The organism is Streptomyces sp. Y20 (assembly GCF_043195475.1).
In the GTDB taxonomy this organism is placed as follows: Bacteria; Actinomycetota; Actinomycetes; order Streptomycetales; family Streptomycetaceae; genus Streptomyces.
This window is the reverse complement of sequence record NZ_JBIDDP010000006.1, coordinates 53,208-72,480: the sequence shown is the minus strand read 5'-3', so window position 1 is coordinate 72,480 and position 19,273 is coordinate 53,208. Positions and strand designations below refer to the sequence as shown.

The 19,273-nt window shown below is 73.3% G+C and carries 16 protein-coding genes and 2 pseudogenes; 10 read left to right on the top strand and 8 right to left on the bottom strand.

Going from position 1 to position 19,273, the window contains the following annotated elements; genetic code table 11:
- The first annotated feature begins 308 nt into the window (after positions 1 to 308).
- Together ACGFT1_RS17080 and ACGFT1_RS17075 are read left to right on the top strand one after the other, a co-directional pair.
- Entirely contained in the window at positions 309 to 1,082 is a 774-nt protein-coding gene (locus ACGFT1_RS17080) for a polysaccharide deacetylase family protein (RefSeq protein ID WP_373909772.1), read from the top strand.
- Positions 1,083 to 1,186: 104 nt separating this feature from the next.
- Positions 1,187 to 2,197 carry a phosphotransferase gene (locus ACGFT1_RS17075; RefSeq protein WP_373909771.1) on the top strand — a complete coding sequence of 337 codons (1,011 nt, stop codon included), beginning with the start codon at positions 1,187 to 1,189 and terminating at the stop codon, positions 2,195 to 2,197.
- 26 nt (positions 2,198 to 2,223) lie between these two features.
- Here ACGFT1_RS17075 and ACGFT1_RS17070 read toward each other — a convergent pair whose 3' ends face one another.
- A complete protein-coding gene (locus ACGFT1_RS17070; protein ID WP_373909770.1) occupies positions 2,224 to 3,114 on the bottom strand; it encodes an SDR family oxidoreductase in 891 nt (296 codons plus the stop codon).
- Between the two features lie 80 nt (positions 3,115 to 3,194).
- The gene (locus ACGFT1_RS17065) at positions 3,195 to 3,377 is read right to left on the bottom strand and encodes a hypothetical protein (RefSeq protein ID WP_373909769.1); all 183 of its coding nucleotides are present in this window, start codon (positions 3,375 to 3,377) and stop codon (positions 3,195 to 3,197) included.
- 347 nt (positions 3,378 to 3,724) lie between these two features.
- Here ACGFT1_RS17065 and ACGFT1_RS17060 point away from each other — a divergent pair, with 347 nt between their 5' ends.
- The gene (locus tag ACGFT1_RS17060) at positions 3,725 to 4,126 is read left to right on the top strand and encodes a VOC family protein (RefSeq protein WP_373909768.1); all 402 of its coding nucleotides are present in this window, start codon (positions 3,725 to 3,727) and stop codon (positions 4,124 to 4,126) included.
- 244 nt (positions 4,127 to 4,370) lie between these two features.
- Here ACGFT1_RS17060 and ACGFT1_RS17055 read toward each other — a convergent pair whose 3' ends face one another.
- The 6 genes and pseudogenes from ACGFT1_RS17055 to ACGFT1_RS17030 form a co-directional block, all read right to left on the bottom strand.
- Positions 4,371 to 5,939 (bottom strand): carbohydrate-binding protein, encoded by a 1,569-nt coding sequence (locus ACGFT1_RS17055; protein WP_373909767.1) that lies wholly within the window; start codon positions 5,937 to 5,939, stop codon positions 4,371 to 4,373.
- Positions 5,940 to 6,136: 197 nt separating this feature from the next.
- A pseudogene (locus tag ACGFT1_RS17050) lies at positions 6,137 to 6,557 on the bottom strand (cupin domain-containing protein); the annotation flags it as partial.
- 34 nt (positions 6,558 to 6,591) lie between these two features.
- A pseudogene (locus ACGFT1_RS17045) lies at positions 6,592 to 6,831 on the bottom strand (carboxymuconolactone decarboxylase family protein); the annotation flags it as partial.
- 112 nt (positions 6,832 to 6,943) lie between these two features.
- Positions 6,944 to 9,175 carry a catalase/peroxidase HPI gene (gene katG / locus ACGFT1_RS17040; protein ID WP_373909766.1) on the bottom strand — a complete coding sequence of 744 codons (2,232 nt, stop codon included), beginning with the start codon at positions 9,173 to 9,175 and terminating at the stop codon, positions 6,944 to 6,946.
- A gap of 33 nt (positions 9,176 to 9,208) precedes the next feature.
- A complete protein-coding gene (locus ACGFT1_RS17035) occupies positions 9,209 to 9,646 on the bottom strand; it encodes a Fur family transcriptional regulator (RefSeq protein WP_121785463.1) in 438 nt (145 codons plus the stop codon).
- A 323-nt stretch (positions 9,647 to 9,969) separates the two neighbouring features.
- On the bottom strand, positions 9,970 to 11,100 hold the full coding sequence (locus ACGFT1_RS17030; RefSeq protein ID WP_373909765.1) for an abortive phage infection protein: 1,131 nt from the start codon (positions 11,098 to 11,100) through the stop codon (positions 9,970 to 9,972).
- 281 nt (positions 11,101 to 11,381) lie between these two features.
- On the opposite strand from ACGFT1_RS17030, the gene ACGFT1_RS17025 reads away from it, so the two are divergent.
- The 7 genes from ACGFT1_RS17025 (at position 11,382) to ACGFT1_RS16995 (ending at position 19,171) form a co-directional block, all read left to right on the top strand.
- Entirely contained in the window at positions 11,382 to 12,320 is a 939-nt protein-coding gene (locus tag ACGFT1_RS17025) for a hypothetical protein (RefSeq protein ID WP_393733505.1), read from the top strand.
- Positions 12,321 to 12,851: 531 nt separating this feature from the next.
- Positions 12,852 to 14,150 (top strand): acyltransferase family protein, encoded by a 1,299-nt coding sequence (locus tag ACGFT1_RS17020; RefSeq protein ID WP_373909763.1) that lies wholly within the window; start codon positions 12,852 to 12,854, stop codon positions 14,148 to 14,150.
- Between the two features lie 565 nt (positions 14,151 to 14,715).
- A complete protein-coding gene (locus ACGFT1_RS17015) occupies positions 14,716 to 15,609 on the top strand; it encodes an STAS domain-containing protein (protein WP_373909762.1) in 894 nt (297 codons plus the stop codon).
- Positions 15,606 to 15,986, top strand: a complete 381-nt coding sequence (locus tag ACGFT1_RS17010) for an STAS domain-containing protein (protein WP_373909761.1) — start codon at positions 15,606 to 15,608, stop codon at positions 15,984 to 15,986. Before ACGFT1_RS17015 ends, ACGFT1_RS17010 begins: the two co-directional genes overlap by 4 nt.
- Complete coding sequence (locus ACGFT1_RS17005) at positions 15,986 to 16,432, top strand: anti-sigma regulatory factor (protein WP_373909760.1); 447 nt, start codon at positions 15,986 to 15,988, stop codon at positions 16,430 to 16,432. Before ACGFT1_RS17010 ends, ACGFT1_RS17005 begins: the two co-directional genes overlap by 1 nt.
- On the top strand, positions 16,429 to 17,487 hold the full coding sequence (locus tag ACGFT1_RS17000) for a SpoIIE family protein phosphatase (protein WP_373909759.1): 1,059 nt from the start codon (positions 16,429 to 16,431) through the stop codon (positions 17,485 to 17,487). The genes ACGFT1_RS17005 and ACGFT1_RS17000 overlap by 4 nt, the downstream gene beginning before the upstream one ends.
- Positions 17,471 to 19,171, top strand: a complete 1,701-nt coding sequence (locus tag ACGFT1_RS16995) for a PP2C family protein-serine/threonine phosphatase (protein ID WP_373909758.1) — start codon at positions 17,471 to 17,473, stop codon at positions 19,169 to 19,171. The genes ACGFT1_RS17000 and ACGFT1_RS16995 overlap by 17 nt, the downstream gene beginning before the upstream one ends.
- Positions 19,172 to 19,273 lie beyond the last annotated feature (102 nt).

The window sequence follows — 19,273 nt, the reverse complement described above, 5'->3', positions numbered from 1 at the left end:
GGCCTCCTCGGTCATCGCCCTGCTGGAGGGCGCCTTCATGCTCGGCCGCACCGCGCGCAGCACCGCGCCGGTTCTGGCGGCGGGCAAGGCGGCGGCGATCGTACGGGCCGCGCTGGACGGACGGTGACACAGCCGAACCGGACCGGCGGTTTCCGGCCCGCACAGGGAGCGGCTGTCGCCAAAGCGCCCCGGAATTGTCCGTGATCCGTAACAGAGGGATCCCGTGATCGTCCGCAGCCGTCCTGCCAGGTGCACGGAACCCGTCGGCGCGGCGACGGGAGTCATCGACACGGCAGGGGGCGGACGGAATGGCGCGGCATGGCGGGCGGGGATGGTACGGCCGGATGGTCGCGGCGGCGCTCGGGGTGACGGTGGTGGCCGCCGCCACCTCGGTGTACACCGCGCAGGCCGGGCAGACCGGTGGCGGCTCGGCCGGCCGGGGCGCCCCGGCCCGGCCCGCCGCGCCCACGGCGGCGCCCGTGTCCGCCGTGATCGCTCACGCCTCGGACCGCGGTGAGCACGCCGTGAACATCACCATCGACGACGGTCCGGACCCGGTCTGGACCCCGCGGGTGCTCCAGGTCCTGCGGGACAACGGCGTGAAGGCGACGTTCTGCATGGTCGGCACCCAGGCCGAGGCCCACCCGGATCTGGTCCGGCAGGTGGTGGCCGCCGGGCACCGGCTGTGCGACCACACGGTGTCGCACGACACCACCATGGACACCAAACCCCCGGCGTACCAGTCACAACAGATCGTGGACGCCGAGCGGCAGATCACCAAGGCGTCCGGCGGGGTGCGCCCGATGTACTACCGGGCTCCGGGCGGCGCCTTCACCCCGTACAGCCGGAAACTGGCGGCCTCGCACGGGATGCGTCCGCTCGGCTGGAACGTCGACTCCAAGGACTTCGAGCGGCCGGGCACGGACGCCGTCGTGGCCACCGTCAAGCGGGAGTTGGCGAACGGCCCCACGATCCTCTTCCACGACGCGGGCGGCGACCGCTCCCAGACGGTGGCCGCCCTGGGCACCCTGCTGCCGTGGCTGAAGCAGCAGGGCTACGCCTTCGGTTTCCCGGTGCGCTGACGCGGGGGACCTCGGCCGCAGTACCGCGAAGGAAGTCGTCCCCCGACGCCGGTGTGCGGCAAAACCACTGGCCCGTCCGCCGGTGGCGGTGATGGGATGGGGCGATGCGAGAAGATGCCGCGACGGTCGTCGACCGCGGGCAGTACCGGGACGCGGTGACCCCCTGGGAGCAGGAGACCTGGCGTGCCGAGGCGCTCGGCTGGGTGGCCGAGGAGCTCACCGCGCACGGTCTGCGGGCCGCCGGCGGGCTCGAGGTGCGGCTGCGGCCTTGGTCCGTGCTGATCCGGGTGCCCGTCGCGGGACGGAGGGCGGTCTGGTTCAAGGCGAGCCCGCCGGCCGGCGCGTTCGAGGGCCCGCTGACCGCCGCCCTGGCCGGCTGGGTGCCGGAGCACGTGTTGCGGCCCCTGGCCGTCGACGCGGCGCGCGGCTGGTCACTGCTGCCCGACGGAGGCGACCTGTTCCGGACCGTGCTCGCCCGTGAGCCGGTCGGACCGCGCGCCTGGGAGGAACTGCTGGGCCAGTACGCGCGCATGCAGCACGCCCTGGTCCCGCACGCGCACGCCCTCGAGCGGCTGGGCGTGCCGGCAGCCCGGACACCCGGGCTGCCGGAGGTGTTCGAGCGCCTGCTCGCCGGGGACCGCGTGCTGGGCCCGGACGACCGCGCCCGCCTGGAGCAGTTCCGGCCGCGCCTCGTGGACTGGTGTGCCGAACTCGCCTCGCTGGGCGTCGCGGACAGCCTCGACCACGCGGACCTGCACGACGGGCAGGTGTTCCGGCCGGCCCCGGGCCGGTACACCTTCTTCGACTGGGGTGACGCCGCCGTCTCCCACCCCTTCTGCAGTCTGCGCGTCACCGCCGAGCGGGCCCGCGACCGCTACGGCCCGCACGTGCTGCCCCGGCTGCTCGACGCGTATCTGGACCCCTGGACGGGCCCCGGCCGTACGGCGGCCCAGCTGCGGCGGGCGGCGGCGCTGGCCTGGCGGCTGAGCGTGCTGAGCCGGGCGGCGGCCTGGGGCCGGATGTTCCCCGGCGCGTCCGGGGCCGGGCCGGGAGCGGCGCAGAGCGCCCGGTGGCTGCTGGAGCTCCTGGCCGAGCCGCCGTTCGGGGTCGGCTGACCCTTCCCGGCGGCGCGTGGGCCGGGTCAGGGCAGCGGGGTGCCGCCCGTCGCGTTCAGGATCTCCGCGGTGATGTAGCTCGCCTGGGGTGAGGCCAGATACACGTAGGCGGGGGCCATTTCGGCGGGCTGGGCGGGGCGGCCGAGCGGGCTCTGCTTCCCGAACTCCGCCGTGTCCGGAAGGGTGGCGGGGATGAGCGGGGTCCACACCGGTCCCGGCGCGACCGCGTTGACGCGGATGCCGCGCTCGGCGAGCATCTGGGCCAGGCCCTGGGTGAAGGTGACGATCGCACCCTTGGTCATGGCGTAGTCCAGCAGGTGCGGGCTGGGCTGGTACGCCTGCACCGAGGTGGTGTTGATGACACAGCCGCCGGCCGGGATGTGCGGGAGGGCGAACTTGGTGAGCCAGAACATCCCGTACAGGTTGGTCCGCATCACCCGGTCGAACTGCTCGGTGCTGATCGCCTCGATGCCGTCCGGCTGAGCCATCTGGTAGGCGGCGTTGTTCACGAGGACGTCGATACGGCCGAACTCGCCGACCGCCCGCTCGATCAGCGAACGGCAGTTGCCTTCCTCGCGGATGTCACAGGACACGGCGACCGCCTTGCGCCCCGCGTCCTCCACCAGCCGGGACGTCTCGCGGGCGTCCTCCTCCTCCGCGTCGAGATGCGTGAACAGCACGTCGGCGCCCTCGCGCGCGAAGGCGAGCGCCACCGCGCGTCCGATGCCGGAGTCCCCTCCCGTGATCACGGTCTTGAGGCCCTCGAGACGGCCGGTGCCGTGGTACGAGTCCTCACCGTGGTCGGGCGGCGGGTCCATGGGGCCGGTCCAGCCGGGATGCGGCTGCTCCTGGGCGGGGAAGTCGGGGCGGGGGTGCTGGGTGACCGGATCGGGCCGGTCACCGCGCTGCTCCGTCACAGTGGCCTCCTGTGTCTCGGGCGGACGGGACAGGCGAGCGGGTTCCCAGGTTGCGGCGGGTGAAAAGCGCTTCCTGCCGGTCAACCGGTCGGGGTGTGCGGCCCGGAGGCGCGCAGCCGGTCCCGGCGGGCGAGGTTGTAGAGCCGCAGCAGATGCTTCGCCACCGCGCAGAGAGCGGCGTCGGCGTGGCACTGGCGGCACGTCCGCATGTGCTGCTCGTAGGTGAAGCGCGCGTTTTCCAGCGCGTCGTTGGCAGTAGACATCGACATCTCCGGGCAGGGGCGCGTCCGAGGACGGCACAAGTTGACTGACTGGTACACCCGGAACAAGGTCATCATGTTACTGGCGGTACTGGGAAACCGGTCTCACTCCGGGATGACCGTCACTCTCTGTGAGAGTCATTCCGAGTCCCGGGGGGCGCGACGGGTGGCCGCTGACCGGGGAGGCGGTCCGGCGCGGGCGCACGGACCGGCGTGCCGACCGTGGCCGATAAGCCCGTTGGGCCGTCCGGGTGAGGCCGTTAGGATCGTCGTACGGCATCGCGTGCCGGTCACCGACCGGGTGAGGCATGGAGGTGCCCGTGAGTTTGCCTTGCGGAGGCATTCCACCCATGTCAGTCGAGTTGAACCACACCATCGTCCATGCCCGGGACAAGCGGGAGTCGGCCGCTTTCCTGGCCGGCATCCTGGGCCTGGAGGCCGGGGCCGAATGGGGCCCGTTCATTCCGGTGTCCACGAGCAACGGGGTCACCCTGGACTTCGCCACCGTCCCGGCGGAGTCGATCGTCACGCAGCATTACGCCTTCCTCGTCTCCGAGGAGGAGTTCGACGCGGCCTTCGCCCGTATCCGGCGGGCCGGCATCACCTTCTACGCCGACCCGCACGGGAAGCAGCCGGGCGAGATCAACCACCACTGGGGCGGCCGGGGCCTGTACTTCCACGATCCGGCCGGACACGGCATGGAGATCATCACACGCCCCTACGGCAGCCCCGAGGCCCCGGCGGAGTCCTGAGGAACGGGCGGGCCGGGGCACGCGCCCCGGCCCGCCCCCCCCCCCCCCCCCCCCCCGGCGCGGACACGGCAGACGGTGCGGGTGAACCGATTCGCCTGCCTTCTGGCCCCGTGGTGGCCGCAGGACCCCCCTCGATGCTGTGTGCGGTGACCGATCCGGACGGCTGAGCCCGCTGTCCCCGCGGCCCGGGAGCGGGGCGCCGCCCGGGGCGGCGTCCCGCGTGTCACCGTCCGCCGTGCACCGGCTACGGCGTCACGACGCTGCCGCCGAACGTCACCACGAGGTGGCCGTCCGAGGCGAAGGACCAGCCGAGCGCGCCCGCGTAGGCGGAGCAGCGGGAGCCGTTGGTACCGGTCCAGAACTGGTCGGAGCCGTCGGTGTCACCGACGGTCTTGTCGTTCGAGCCGCTGACGGCGAAGCGGCACGACGTGTCGGTGCGGAACACCGAAGTACCCGCGTCGAACGAGAAGTTGCGCTGGGCGTTGTCGATGCCGACGTTGTCGGACACCGTCATCGTGCCGGGGTTGCTGTTGTAGGTGAAGCCGTGGTGGCCGTTCTTGTAGGCGATGTTGTGCCGCACCACGTGGTTCACCGCGATGCCGTCGCCGCCCAGCTTGTAGCCGTTGCGGTCGCCGTTGGAGTTGACCGTGCCGTCGCTCAGGGTGCCGTTGCCGTAGGACAGGGAGTACTCGATGGTCACCGGGCCGATGGCGCCGGTGTCCGTCTTGGTGAACAGGTCCCAGCCGTCGTCGATGTTGTTGTGCGAGACGTCGTAACGGAAGACGTTCCCGGTGCCGGTGGTCAGTTTCGCGGCGAAGCCGTCGGCGTCCTCCCCGTCGGAGTCCGCGTTGTCGTGCGACTCGGAACTGACGATCAGGTTGTTCGAGGGCCACTGGGAGTCGGGGGTGGTGGAGGCGATGCGGCCCAGTTGCAGGCCGGTGTCGCGGTTGTAGGCGGTCACCGCGCGCTCGACCACGTTGTTGCTGCCGCCGACGAAGATGCCGTTGTCCCCGGCGTGTTCGACGGTCAGGCCGTACAGCCGCCAGTAGGAGGCGTTCAGCTGAATGCCCCGGTTGGCCGGACTCTCGCTCTGCGCCGCGAAGTCCAGTACGGGCTTCTCGCCCGGGTAGGCCGACAGGGTGGTGCGGGCGGCGGCGGTGCCGTCCTTGCCGGCCGGGACGGTGACCGTGGCGGACGGGGTGTACGTCCCTCCGCGCAGGTAGATCGTGCCGCCGGGCGTGATGCGGCTGATGGCGGAGGTCAGCGTGGTGGGGGCCGATTCCGTGCCGGCCGCGCTGTCGCTGCCGCTCGGCGACACGTAGAGCACGGCGCCGGTCGCCGCCGCTGACACGTCGGCGTCGAGGTAGTCGAGGTTGGGCAGGCCGTCGGCGCCGGTGGGGCTGAGGCGGATCGTGTTGGCACCTGCCCTGACCGGTACCGTGAGCGTCTTGGTCGCCCAGGTGTTCCAGGCGCCGGTGCTCTCGAACGACACCGTGGTGGCCGCCGCCCCGTTGACCGCGAAGGTCGCGGACCGGGCGGCGGCCGCCCCGTTGGCGTAGCGGACACCGAGGGTCGCGGTGCCCGCGCCGGTGGCGTTCACCGTGAACTGGGCGTACGCGCCCGACGCGTTGGTCCCGTTGCAGAAGCCGGTGCCGGAGAATCCGGCCCAGTCGGAGTCCACGGTGCCGGTGCACACCGCGGGAGAGCTCTCGGCTTCGTAACGGGTGGTGGCGGCCTGGGCGGTGGTGCCGGACAGCGCGACGAGCGTGCCGGCGAGCAGACCGGCGCACGCGAGGGCGGATCTGAATTGCATCGGCTTGTCTCCTAGCGGTTCTGGCTCGGCTGTGCGGGATGCGGGTGTCCGGAGGGGTGAACCCGGCGGCCGGTCGCGGCATGGTGAAGGCCACCGGAAAGCGCTTTCCCTCTGGGAGTTCCCGACGCTAGGGATGAGCCGACTGGCACGTCAATAGTCGCGTACGTGATCCTTATTCAGACTTGTGAATCCATGGCTTATGGTCGGTTGCCGAGCCCGGCCGAGGCCGCCGGGTACCGCTCGTCGGTGACCGGCTCCAGCCAGGTGCTTTCCTCGCTGCCGTCGCCCTTCCCCTCCCACAGCGCGATGTGCTCCATGAAGCGGTCGGGGGTGGCGCCGTGCCAGCGCTCCTCGTCCGGGGGGGCGGGTGACCGTCTGGCCGGGGTGGGCCGTGAGGACGGTGCCGTCGCGGGTGCCGATCAGGGCGACGCCGGAGACGACGTGCACGGTCTGGCCCAGCACGTGGGAGTGCCAGTTCGTACGGGCGCCCGGTGAGAAGCGGACCAGGTTGGCACGCATCCGGAACGGCTCCTGGCCGGCGTGGACGACGTCGAACCAGACGTCGCCGGTGAACCGGTCGGCAGGCGCCTTGACCGTGGCCGGCTGCTTGACGAATTCCTCTCTTCACGAAGTGCGGCGTGGCGGGAACTGTTCAGACCGCGGCACGCTCGTCGGCGATCTTCTTGAGCCGGGTGATCGCGGTCATGGCATGGGGCCAGCCCGCGTAGAAGGCCAGGTGGGTGATGGCCTCGGACAGCTCCTGGACGCTCAGTCCGTCGTCCAGCGCCACACCGAGGTGATATCCGAGCTGCTCGCCGCGGTAGAGGGCGGCCCGCACACTCACCGTGACCAGACTGCGGTCACGCGGAGAGAGACCGGGACGCTCCCAGACCGCGGCGGCGCTCGGGCGCTGACGGCCACGGCAGAAGCGAGCCGGCAGAGAGAAACGTCCGGGTCCGCCCCGTGGGGGCGGACCCGGACGCGCCGGTAGGAGGGCCGGCAGGTCAGACGAGGTCGAACCGGTCCGCGTTCATGACCTTGTCCCAGGCGGCGACGAAGTCCTTGACGAACTTCTCCTTCGCGTCGTCGCTCGCGTAGACCTCGGCGAGGGCACGCAGTTCGGAGTTGGAGCCGAAGACGAGGTCGGCACGGCTTCCGGCCCACTTCAGCTCGCCCGTGCTCGCGTCACGGCCCTCGAACGTGGTCTGGTCCTCGGAGGTCGCCTTCCACGTCGTCCCCAGGTCGAGCAGGTTGACGAAGAAGTCGTTGGTGAGGGCGCCGGGCGTGTCGGTGAGGACGCCGAGCTGCGACTGCTGGTGGTTGGCGCCGAGGACGCGCAGGCCGCCGACGAGGACGGTCAGCTCGGGGGCGCTGAGGTTCAGCAGGTTCGCCTTGTCGAGCAGCAGGTACTCGGCCGGCAGGCGGTTGCCCTTGCCGAGGTAGTTGCGGAAGCCGTCCGCGGTCGGCTCCAGCGCCTCGAAGGACTCGGCGTCGGTGTGCTCCTCCGTGGCGTCCACACGGCCCGGGGTGAAGGGCACCCGCACCTGGAAGCCGCCTTCCTTGGCGGCCTTCTCCACGGCGGCGACACCGCCGAGGACGATGAGGTCGGCCAGGGAGACCTTCCTGGTGCCGGAGGAGGCGTTGAACTCCTGCTGGACGCCCTCCAGCGTGCGCAGCACCTGGGCGAGCCCGTCCGGCTCGTTGACCTCCCAGCCGCTCTGCGGGGCCAGCCGGATACGGGCGCCGTTGGCGCCACCGCGCTTGTCGCTGGCGCGGAACGTCGACGCGGACGCCCACGCGGTGGTGACCAGCTGGGACACGCTGAGTCCCGAGTCGAGCAGCTTGGTCTTCAGGGTCTCGATGTCCGCGTCGTCGATCAGCTCGCCCTCGCGCTCCGGCAGCGGGTCCTGCCACAGCAGGGTCTCCTGCGGGACCTCCGGGCCGAGGTACAGCGACTTCGGGCCCAGGTCACGGTGGGTGAGCTTGTACCAGGCGCGGGCGAAGGCGTCCGCGAACTCCTGCGGGTTCTCGTGGAAGCGGCGGGAGATGGGCTCGTACACCGGGTCGAACCGCAGCGCGAGGTCGGTGGTCAGCATCGCCGGGGCGATCTTCTTCGACGGGTCGTGGGCGGCCGGGACCGTGCCCTCGCCGGCGCCGTCCTTGGGCCGCCACTGCTTGGCGCCGGCCGGGGACTCGGTCAGCTCCCACTCGTAGCCGAAGAGGTTGTCGAAGAAGCCGTTGCTCCACCGGGTCGGCGTGGCAGTCCAGGTGACCTCCAGGCCGGAGGTGATGGTGTCGGCGCCCTTACCGGTGCCGTAGCTGTTCCGCCAGCCCAGGCCCTGTTCCTCGAAACCGGCGGCCTCGATGTCCGGACCGACGTGGTCGGCGGGGCCGGCGCCGTGCGTCTTGCCGAAGGTGTGGCCGCCGGCGATCAGGGCGACGGTCTCCTCGTCGTTCATCGCCATCCGGGCGAACGTCTCGCGGATGTCGCGGGCCGCGGCGAGCGGGTCCGGATTGCCGTTCGGGCCCTCCGGGTTGACGTAGATGAGACCCATCTGGACGGCGCCGAGCGGGCTCTCCAGCTCACGGTCGCCGGTGTAGCGCTTGTCGTCCAGCCAGGTGGTCTCGGGACCCCAGTAGACGTCCTCCTCCGGCTCCCACACGTCCTCGCGGCCACCGCCGAAACCGAAGGTCTCGAAGCCCATGGACTCCAGGGCCACGTTGCCGGCGAGGATCAGCAGGTCGGCCCACGAGATGCGCTGACCGTACTTCTTCTTCACCGGCCACAGCAGGCGGCGGGCCTTGTCCAGGTTGACGTTGTCGGGCCAGCTGTTCAGCGGGGCGAAGCGCTGCTGGCCGGCGCCGGCACCGCCGCGGCCGTCGCTGATGCGGTAGGTGCCCGCACTGTGCCACGCCATACGGACCATCAGGGGGCCGTAGTGGCCGAAGTCGGCCGGCCACCAGTCCTGGGAAGTGGTGAGCACCTCTTCGATGTCCCGCTTCACGGCCGGGAGGTCCAGACCACGGAAGGCCTCGGCGTAGTCGAAGTCCTCACCGAGCGGGTTCGCCACGGCCGGGTTCTTGGCAAGGATCTTCAGGTTGAGCCGCTCCGGCCACCACTGACGGCTGCCTCCGCCCTGGGTCGGGTGCAGGGCACGGTCATGGGCGACGGGGCAACCGCCGCCCGCCCCGTCCGTCTTCGCGTCTGTGACGATCGCGTCGTGGTTCTCAGTCATGGCAATCCTTCCGAACTGTGCGGAACGTGGTGCTCAGGAACTGCGGCCGGTGGAACAGTCGGGGCAGGTGCCCCAGTAGACGACCTCGGCCTCGTCGATGGCGAAGCCCCGGTCGTCCGAGGCGGTCAGGCAGGGCGCGTCGCCGACGGCGCAGTCGACGTCGGCGACGGCGCCGCACGACCGGCACACGATGTGGTGGTGGTTGTCGCCCACGCGTCCCTCGAACCGGGCCGGATGGCCGGCCGGTTCGATCCGGCGCACCAGACCCGCTGCGGTCAGCGCGTGGAGGGCCTCGTAGACGGCTTGCAAGGAGATGTGGCCCACGCGCTCGCGGACTCCGGAGGCGATCGCCTCGACGCCGAGGTGGTCACCGTCCCGGACGGTCTCCAGCAGCGCGACGCGGGCCGCCGTCACACGCAGGCCGGCACCGCGGAGCTGTCCGGCGGTGGTCGGGGCCGGGGAGGCGGTCATGGCGCTGAACCTACCGGCATAAACACGAGGGATTCAAGAAAACGAACGATGCAATTCTGGCCGTGTACCGGCGCCGGAACGTTTCCTCCCGGCCATCCGCGTCCGCTTCCGCCTTCACCGGTGCGTGCACCTGGGCAGGCCCGGCCGGGCGTGGGGTGGCGGGTGGGGTGGGGCATGCCCGCATCATGGGGCCGTCGCACCGCGCCGGCCCCGCGGCCTGCCGGACGGTCCTCCGAAGGGGTGAGCCTGTGTACTCGCGTGGCCCTCCCGGGGACCCCTGGGCCGGCGGCTCCCCGCGCCAGGCCGGACCGGTCCGGCCTGGCTCAGTGCGTGTGCCGGCAGGCGGTGGGCGCGGACCGGTAACGACGGGCCAGGGCGTGGAAGGCCTCCTTCGGTTCCCAGTGCCAGTCGGAAGCGGGATCGTCCGGCCGGTCCTTGAGGGTCTTGGTCACGGCGTAGCTCGCCATGTCGAGGTCGTGGCGCGGGTCACCCGGACGGTGCGGGGCGTCGGGAGTCACGAACTCGAAGGCCATCGCCGCGTACAGGCCCATCGAGCAGAAGACGTCGAGGAGTCGCAGGATCCAGTCCGCCTGGGTGCGCTCGCTGCGTACCAGGTCGCCCTTGATCTCCTCGGGTTCCTTGTCGTGGTCGACGACGTCCCAGCCCATGCCGGCGGTCCGGGGCGCCCCGACGTAGGCACAGGTGCCGAACTCGGTGACGGCCAGCGGCTTTCCCCACCGCAGATAGCGGCTCAGCTCGTTCACGTGGTCCGCCCGCTGGGGGAAGTACGAGTAGTAGTCGATGCCCACGATGTCGAACAGGCCCCAGTCGACCCGGTCTTCCTGGGCGGCGGCGTAGCTGAGCCGGCCGCCGAAGACGGAGCGGCCGACCGCGGCGGCCTTCGCCGTGAAGCGGTCCAGTCGGCGTTGCGTCTCGACGGGGTCCAGTGTGCCGTCGAGCAGGTTGCGGACCCGGTCCAGGACGGTGTCGCCGGGGACGATGCCGGGCACGAACAGCCAGAACTCGCAGCCCACGCTGAGGTCCACGGCGGCACCCTGGCGGCGCAGCCGCTCGGCGAACCGGCCCGTCTCCGCGAGGTGTTCCAGGATGTCCCGCTCCGGGGCGTCACCGAGGGTCGGCTGGAGCCAGACCCGCAGCCCTCGTTCGGCCGCCTCGGCGGCGGTGGCCGTGAGCCGTTCGACGCCGTCACCGGTCACGTCGACGGTGTCGGCGTACAGCTCGTCACGGATGACCCGGATGTCCTCCCGCATCCGGGCCGCGCCGAAGGCCGTTCCCGGTGTCTCCCCCTCCCCCACGGTGTACACCACCCCTCGGTGCCGCAGTCCCCCCTGCGCGGCCCGGGCCGGGCCCGCCGGCAGCCCCGCCGCGGCCAGTCCGGCGGACGCCATGCCGGCCAGGAACTGTGCGCGTTCGATCCCCTCGGTCCTCCGCATACGGTCACCCTGCCGGGCCCGGCCGACCGGCGCCGTCGGCCGACGGTCCACGGAAGGGGGCCGAAGGGTGGCGGTCGGCTGCCGAAGGGAGGCCGTAGCGTGCCGAAGGGACGAGGTAAGGGTGGCGGTCCGGCGCCGGAAGGCAGGGCTCGCGGTGCCGGCGGTCGTGGCGCGCGCCCCTCCCGCGGACCACCGTACGAGGCGCACGAGCGCCCTGGAGTGAGAAGATCGGACCTGGTCGTGCGCACTTTCGGCAAGGGATGGCCGTCAGGAGGACGCTGGTGGACCTGGACGCCGTCACCGACGAGCTGTACGGGCTGCGTCCCGAGGAGTTCGTCGCCGCCCGCGACCGCCGCGCCCGGGACGCCCGCACAGCCGGTGACCAGGATCTCGCCAAGGCGGTCGGCGCGCTGCGGCGGCCGAGCCGGGCCGCCTGGGTCAGCAATCTGCTGGTCCGCCGGCAGCCGGAGGAGGTCCGGTCGCTGCTCGGCCTCGGTGAGGAACTGCGCCGCGCGCACCGGGAACTGGACGGGGCGCGGCTGCGCCGGCTGGCCTCTCGGCAGAACGAGGTGATCGGCGCGCTGGCCCGGCAGGCCCGGCAGCTGGCCGCGCAGGCCGGGCATCCGGTCGGTGAGGATGTCCAGCGGGCGGTCGAGGAGACGCTGCACGCCGTACTCGCCGACTCCGGGGCCGCGCGTGACTGGGCGGCGGGCCGGCTGGTGAGACCGCTCAGCGCGACGGCCGGTTTCCCGGCGGCCGACGAGGCCCTCCTCCGCCGCCGGCCCACTCCCCCCGCGGCCGGGCCGCAACAGCCCGCCCGGTCCGAGGACCGTACGCCGGACAAGAACAAGACCCGTGCGCGGGACGAGGACGAGAACCGTACGCGGGACAAGGACCGCGCACGCGACGCGGAACACCGCCGGCGCCTCGCCGAGGCCCGCGAGCTGGCCCGCGAGGCCGAGCGGGAGTTGCGCGCACGGGAGGACGAGGCCGGTGCCGCCGGGCAGGCGGTGCGGGAGGCCGGCGTCCGGGTGACCGAGGCGGAGGAGCGGGTCCGTGAGCTGCGCGGGCGACTGCGGCATGCCGAGGAGGAGCAGCGGCGGGCGCGGGCCGGTGAACAGGAGGCGCGGGAGCGGGCACGGCAGGCCGACCGGACCGCCCGCGAGGCCCGGCGCCGGTCCGGGACGGCAGCCGCCCGGCTGGAACGACTGGGCGGCTGACACGGGGGCGGGCAGCGGCCCCTGACCCCCGGGGGAACGCTCCCGTCATTGAGCTGGACGTCCTCCGACCCATCGGTGGGCGTCCGGCCCGGCGGTGGGCGTCCAACCCCGCGACGCATGCACGACCACACGGTGGGCTTCGGGTCTCACGAGGGCGTTCGGCCCCACGGCAGGCGTCCGGCCCCGCGGGGCGCATCCGACTCCACCGCGCGTGGCCGCCCCTGCGCCGGGCGGTGCCCGACACCGCCGTGGGAGCCCGGCCCCACGGCGGCATCCGACCCCGCGACGCCTGCCCCACCACACGGCGGACGTCCGGCCCGCGGTGGGCGTCCTGCCCCAGGCGGACGGCGTCCAGCGCCGCCGTCCGTCGTCTCACTCGGGTGGGTGCAGCCGGTCCCGTCGGGCGTGGTCCGCGCGGTGGTCTGTCGTTCGGCAGCCGTGTGAAGTCCGGCATGCGGCGTGATGGGTCCTGGGTGGGCGGGCAAAGGTCCCCTTCATGCCCCACGCGAAATCCCTGCGGCAGGTGATGTGATGACCACGGCGACGACCCGGACGCCCCGGACGCCGCCCGCCGGAAGCGGCGCCCCGACCGTCCGGCTCTCCTCACCGGCCGCCCAGCCCTCCCTGCCGTCGCTCACCGGACTGCGCTGGATGGCGGCGCTGCTGGTGTTCGGGCTGCACGTGCACAACTTCGGCTACTTCGGCGGTACCGGTGGCCGTCTGGTGTCCTGGGGGTTCGGCGCCGGCGCCACCGGAGTGTCGTTCTTCTTCCTGCTGTCCGGATTCGTGCTGACCTGGTCGGCGCGGCCCGGCGACCGCGCCCTCGCCTTCTGGCGGCGGCGTATCGCCCGTATCTACCCGGTGCACCTGGTCACCCTCGCCGCCGCGCTGGTCATGGCGTACACGCTGAGGCACCAGGCCAGGCCGACCGCGCACCAGACACTCGCCAACGCGCTGCTGCTGCATTCCTGGTGGCGCCCGTGGTGGCAGACCCTGAACCCGGTCAGCTGGTCCCTGGCCTGCGAGGCGTTCTTCTACGCCGCCTTCCCGGCGCTGATCCTGCTGCTGCGCCGGCTCGGCGCGCACGGCTCGACCGCGCTGGGCGGGCTGTCGGTGGCCGCGGTCATGGTGCTGGCCTGGGCCGAAGCCCACCACTGGTGGGACAGGTCGGTCTACTCGTTCCCCGCGGCGCGGCTGCCCGAGTTCGTGCTCGGCGCGGTCAGCGCGCGGCTGGTGCTGATCGGCCGCTGGCGCGGGCCGGGGCTGGAGGCGTCGCTCGCCCTCGCGGTCATCGGCTACTTCCTCGTCCCGCAGGTCACACCCGGCTACTCCGCCACCGTCTGCACCATCGCCGGATTCGCCCTGCTGATCCCCGCTGCCGCCGTCGCGGACCTGCGCGGGCTGCCGTCTCTGTGGCGGCACCCGCGGATGGTGCGGCTCGGGGAGCTGTCGTTCGCCTTCTACATGATCCACCTGCTGGTGCTGCGGGCCGCCACGAGCGCGCTGGGTACGAAGCCGCGCTTCGGCCTCCTGACCGGCCTGGCCGTCACCACGGCCGCCTTCGGCGTGGCGCTCGCCCTGTCCTGGGCGCTGTACGAGGGGGTGGAGCGCCCGGCGAGACGGCTGCTGCTGCGCCGCCGCCGGCCGGCCCCGCGCCCGCGGACGACCCCGCTGGCGCAGCCGGAAGCGGCCCAGGTACGACAGCCGGAGGTGATCCCCGTACGACAGCCGGAAGCGGCCCCCCGGCAGCCCGAGGCGGTCCGGGCACCCGGACCGCAGCCGGAGGCGGTGCAGGCCTGCCGGGAGACGGCGGCGCCGGCGCGTGACTGACGGCGTCACCGGCCCGGTCGGTGGCCGCCGAGTTGTCCTGTTCCTCCGTGCCCGTCCCGTCCGGTCGGCCGGAAGCCGGTCGCACGCGCGGGTGACGTCGGCAACAGTCAGGAGAGTCCGGCGGGTTTCGGGGTAAGCGGCTCCCGACACCGGCCCGGCGGCACTCACCGACGGGCCGGCACCTCGACCACACCGAAGGAGCCGTCTCGACGTGCGCGGGAACCACACCGGGGTGAGCCGGGGGGCGGGAGCCGGCCCGACCGCGGCCGCCCCTGCCCACCGCCGGTCGGCGCTGCCGCGCACCAGGGCACTGCCCGGGCACCGCTGCCGTTCCCGGCCGGGCCCGGGGACGGGGGAACGAACGCCGGCGCACTGAGCGACGGCGTGGCGGCGGCCGGAACGACATTCCGGAACCGCCCCTACCGGTGCCGGAGAGAGGCGTTGCCCCGTGGCGCCCGGAGGTTTGGCCAGGCCGGACACCGAGGGCTACGGTTGGCGGTCGGCAATGATCGGCTCAGGGGAGCCGGCCGACCGGCGTCGGCACCTGGCTGTGCGAGAGGAGAGGATGAGAGTGCCGGAGCAGGATGCGGCCGAATCGGCGCCGCAGGTGGTGAGCGCCTTCCTGGAACGGCGCAGGGAGCAGATCGCTCAGCGCTGGGCCGACGCCCCCTTGTTCCGCTCGGTCTTCACCGTCTCCCGCGACGAGGCGGTCGAGGCGTGCAAGGCCGTGGTGGACGCGTTGTCCGAGGTGGCCGTGAGCGGCCGGCTGGAGGACATCGAGGCGCCCGGGTACACGTCGGTGCGCGACCAGCTGGGACGGATGACCCACACCCGGACGCGTACCGGGTCGACCCCGGCGCAGATCGCCGACGAGGTCGCCGGGTTGCGCGCACCCACCGTCGAGCTGCTGCGCGAGGAGTTCACCGACCCCGCAACCCCGCACGTCCAGGAGAGTGTGCTGGCGCTGACCCTGTTGATGGGGACGCTTCGCCTGGTGGTGATGGAGACGGCGCTGGACGCGAACGCGGAGCTGATCGAGCGCCAGCGGCAGCAGTTGCTCGAAGTGGCCACCCCGGTCATCAAACTGTGGGAGGGCACGGTCGCCGTACCGCTGATCGGGACGCTGGACAGCGAGCGCAGCCAGGTGGTGATGGAGTCGCTGCTGGAGGCCATCGTCGACCAGCGCGCCCGCTACGCCATCCTCGACATCACCGGGGTGCCGACCGTCGACTCGCTCGTCGCGCAGCACCTGATGAAGACGGTCGCCGCGGCACGGCTGATGGGTGCCGAGTGCATCGTCTCCGGGATCCGCCCCGCCATCGCGCAGACCATCGTGCAGCTCGGCATCGACCTGGGTTCGGTACTCACCCGGGCCTCGCTGGCCGACGCGCTGGCCTACGCGCTGGGCCGGCAGGGCATAGAGGTCTCCCGTCCGGACGCGCGTGCGAGCGCCCGGTGAACCAGCCCAGTCCCCGTCACTCCCCCCAGGTCCCGGTACTCGCCCTGGGCGACGTCCTGCTCGTCTCCCTCCAGGGCGAGCTGCACGACGGCATGGCCGAACAGCTCCAGCACGACATCACCAGCCGCATCGCCACGAGCCGGGTGACCGGCGTGGTGCTCGACATCTCCGGCGTGGACATCGTCGACTCGTTCCTCGGGCGGGTGCTCGCCGAGATCGCCTCCACGGCCCGGCTGCTGGCGGCCCGTACGGTGCTCGCCGGCATGCGGCCCGCGGTGGCGATCACCCTGGTCGAGCTGGGGCTGACCTTGCCCGGGCTGGTCACCGCCCTGGATGTCGACCGTGCCATGGAACTGCTGGCCCGGAGGGGGAGCTGATGCAGGTGTCCGGCCAGGCGCCCGCGACGAGTCTGCCCATCGGCTCGGACGCGGATCTGGCCTGGGTCCGGCAGGAGGTGCGGCAGCGCGCGGCGCAGCTCGGTTTCGGTCTGGTGCAGCAGACCAAGCTGGTCACGGCGGCGAGTGAGCTGGCCCGCAACACGCTGGTGCACGGCGGTGGCGGACGGGTGGAGATCACGCCGCTGGACAACGGCCGCAGCCGGGGGCTGCGGATGCGGTTCATCGACAGCGGTCCCGGCATCCGCGACCTGGAGCTGGCCATGACCGACGGCTACACCTCCGGCGGCGGGCTGGGGCTCGGACTGAGCGGAGCCAAGCGGCTGGTGCACGAGTTCAGCGTCGACACCGAACCCGGCCGGGGCACGACCGTCACGGCCGTCGCCTGGGTGACCCAGGTTCCCGGGTCGCGTCCGGTGCTGGGATGAGCCGGGTGTGGGAGGTCCCGGTGCACGACTCCACGCGGGTCCGGGACGCCCGGACAGCGGCCCAGGAGGCGTGCGCGGAAGCGGGTCTCGCCGCACCGCGCACCGCCGCCGCGGAGCTGGTCGCCACCGAGCTCGCCACCAATCTGCTCCGGCACGCGGGCGGGGGCCGGATGGTGGTGAACCTCGTGGCGCCGCCGGCCGGTGCGGGCACGTCGGTCCAGGTGTTCGCGCTCGACCACGGGCCGGGCTTCGCGGACGCCGGCACGGCCCTGCGGGACGGCTACTCCACCGCCGCCGGCTCACTCGGCGCGGGCCTGGGCAGCTGTCTGCGCAGCGCGAACGCGTTCCATCTGTACAGCCTGCCGGGCCGTGGGACGGTGGCGACGGCCCGGATCGACGCGGAGCCCCGCGTGCGCGGGAGCGCGCAGGCGCCGGTGCCGGCGGGCGGGATCACGACCGCGCTCGCCCGGGCGGAGCAGTGCGGTGACGCCTGGGGCTGGGCGCGCTCCGGCGACCTGGTGACCCTCCTGCTCGCCGACGGTCTGGGGCACGGTCCGAAGGCCGCCCACGCGTCCACGGCGGCGGTCGCGGAGCTGCGCCGCGCCGCGCATCTGCCGCCGGCGGAGGTCCTGCGCCGGCTGCACGTGGTGCTGCGGCCCACCCGGGGCGCGGCGGTGACGGTGGCGCAGGTGGACGCGGACCGGGCGGAACTGTCCCTCGCCGGTGTCGGGAACGTCTCCGCCCGGGTGCGTACCGGGGTCGGCTGGACGTCGCACGTCGCCCATCCGGGGATCGTCGGGGCGTACTTCCCGGCGCGCGTCCCCGTGCGCCGGCTGCCATGGCGCCCGGACAGCCTCCTCGTGCTGCACAGTGACGGGCTGCCCAGCCGCTGGACGCCGCCGGAGGACCCCCGGCTGCTCGCCCACGACCCGTCGGTGGTGGCCGCGGCGATCCTGCGTGAAGCGGGCAGCCCCGCCCGCCCCGCTCGCGACGACACCAGTGTGGCCGTACTGGCCCCCGACCGCCGGACCAGCCCCCATGACAGCCGCCTCTGACTCCTGGACCATCGCCTCCGCCGCCGACGCGGCCCGTGTCCGCGCCCTGCTGGCGCGGCTCACCGCCGACGCCGGCGTGCCCGCGCTCGACCGCGCGCGCTTCCTGGCCGCGCTCGGCAGCCGGCTGCGCCGCGGCCTCGGTGAGGGGCGTACGAAGCTGACGGTGACCGCCGAGTCCGCCGGGGCGCCCGGCCACGGGCGCGGGGCGCTGCGGGTCGTGCTCGACGGGCCGGAGCCCTGGCAGCACGTCCTCGCCTGCCCCACGCCCGTGGCCGGGCCGCTGCCCGGACTTGGCGACGCCGGGCTCGCCGAGGCGCTGCTGGACGCCGACGAGGCCGCCGCCGGCCTGCTGGCGCACCTGGACGAGACGGAGGAGCTGGTCCGGTTCCACCGGGAGGAACTGCACCAGACCAACCAGGGGGTCCTGGCGCTGCACGCCGAGCTGGAGGCCGCGGCGCTGGCGCAGCGTGAGCACCTGGAGGCCGAGCGGGCGGCACGCGCGGAGGCGGAGAACGCCCGCCGGCTGCTGACCTTCCTGGCCGATGCCAGCGCGGTCCTGAACGCGTCCCTGGACCACGAGGACATCCTGCGCCGGCTGCCCGGTCTGCTGGTCCCGGAGTACGCCCGGCACGTCGACGTCTGGCTGGTGGACGACGAGGGGACCGCGCCGGGCGCGCGGGCGGCGGCCACGGTGACCGCGGCCCGTACCGGCCGCCCGCAGCACGCGGGCGGCCACCCCGGGGGGCTGCCGGGCGTGGACGACCTGCCGGCCTCGGCGCTGTCCCCGGACCGGCCGCTGCTGTGCCTGCCGCTCGGCGCGCGCACCGTGCGGGGCGTGCTGACGCTGTCCGCACCGGGCGACCGCTTCGACGCGGACACCACCGTGATGCTGCTGGAACTGGCCCGGCGCGCGGGCATCGCCCTGGACAACGCCCACGCCTACGAGCAGCACCGGGACGTCGCCGAGGCCCTCCAGCGGGCCCAGCTCACCGAGCTGCCCGACACCGCGGGGCTCGCGCTGGCCGCCCGCTATCTGCCGGCGACGCACGGGCTGAACATCGGCGGTGACTGGTACGACGCGTTCTCGCAGCCCGACGGCAGTGTGCTGACGGTGATAGGCGACGTCACGGGCCACGGGCTGCGCGCGGCGGTCATCATGGGCCAGCTGCGCACCGCGCTGCGCGCCTACGCCGTCGAGGGCAACGGCCCGGCGCGGATCCTGACCCTGCTGCACCGGATGCTGCGCCACCAGGAGCCGGAGTTGTACGCGACGTGTGCGATCGCCCGGTTCACGCCGGGCGAGCCCGGGGTGGTGTGGGCGGCGGCCGGGCACCCTCCCGCGGTCGCGCGCGGCCCCGGGGGCGAGGTGCGGGTGCTGGAGGCCAGACCCGGGATCATGCTGGGGGTGCCGATGCCGTACGAGTACGAGGAGTACACCCTCGAGCTGCCGGAGGGGTCCACCCTCGCGCTGTACACGGACGGACTGGTGGAGCGGCGGTCCGCGGGGATCGACGCGGGCATCGACCGGCTGGCCCGGGCGATGGGCGCGCTCGGCGCGCTGGAGCTGGAGGATCTGGACGCGGCGGCCGACTCGGTGCTGAAGCCGATGCTGCACGACTCCGAACACGACGACGACATCTGCCTGTTGCTGTGCCGCACCACTGAGGACGGCGCGCAGGGGTGAGCGGCGCCGTCGCGGCGTCCGGCGGTGCCGGGGTGTCGCCGCGTACGGCCCCTCGCATGACCCGCGGGTGGGCCCGTGGTCACGCGGGGGGCCGGTGGCCGG